1 protein-coding gene is annotated in these 840 nt (G+C 72.5%); it reads right to left on the bottom strand.

Features of this window, described 5'->3' with window-relative positions; all coding sequences use genetic code 11:
• Positions 1–77: 77 nt before the first annotated feature.
• A partial coding sequence (locus tag AQJ64_RS44885; RefSeq protein ID WP_059203572.1) for an ATP-binding cassette domain-containing protein occupies positions 78–840 on the bottom strand: 763 nt, incomplete at its 5' end.

Here is an 840-nt window from a genome sequence, read left to right as displayed (position 1 = left end):
GGACGGGTAGCGCCGGGCGTGCAGGAGGTTGCGGCGCAGCATCGTCGTCGAGTCGCGGACGGCGAGGGAGAGGGCGTTCATCGGGCGGTCTCCTGGGGCTGGGTGGGGACGTGGGCGGGGCCGGTGAGGGCGAAGAAGACGTCGTCGAGGTCGGGGGTGTGCACGGTGAGTTCGTCGGCCTCGATGCCGGCCGAGTCCAGCCGGTCGAGGAGGGAGCGCAGCTCGCGCTGGCTGCCGCCGTTGGGGATCTGCAGCGCCAGTGCCTCGTCGTCCCGGGTGACCTCGCGCAGGGCGGTGGCGGCGCGCTGGTAGGGGGCGGGGTCGGTGAAGCGGAGCCGGACGTGCCCGCCGGGGATGAGCCGCTTCAGTTCCTCGGCGGTGCCTTCGGCGGCGATCGTGCCGTTGTGGAGGACGGCGATGCGGTCGGCGAGCTGGTCGGCCTCCTCGAGGTACTGGGTGGTGAGGAAGACGGTGACGCCGTCGGAGACGAGTTCGCGGATGATCTGCCACATGGTGTGGCGGCTGCGCGGGTCGAGGCCGGTGGTGGGTTCGTCGAGGAAGATGATCCGGGGGCCGCCGACCAGGGTCATGGCGAGGTCGAGGCGGCGCTTCATGCCGCCGGAGTAGGTGGAGGCGGGTTTCTTCGCGGCGTCGGTGAGGTCGAAGCGTTCCAGCAGCTCGGCGGCGGCCCGCCGGCCCTCGCTGCGGGGCAGGTGGTGCAGGTCCGCCATGAGCAGCATGTTCTCCTCGCCGGTGATCAGGCCGTCGACGGCGGAGAACTGCCCGGTGACCCCGATCGCGGCCCGCACCGCCTGCGGGTCGGCGCGGATGTCGTGGCCG

This window comes from Streptomyces griseoruber, assembly GCF_001514205.1.
In the GTDB taxonomy this organism is placed as follows: Bacteria; Actinomycetota; Actinomycetes; order Streptomycetales; family Streptomycetaceae; genus Streptomyces; species Streptomyces griseoruber.
The sequence above is the reverse complement of the archived record's forward strand: the minus strand, read 5'-3'. Positions and strand labels throughout refer to the sequence as shown.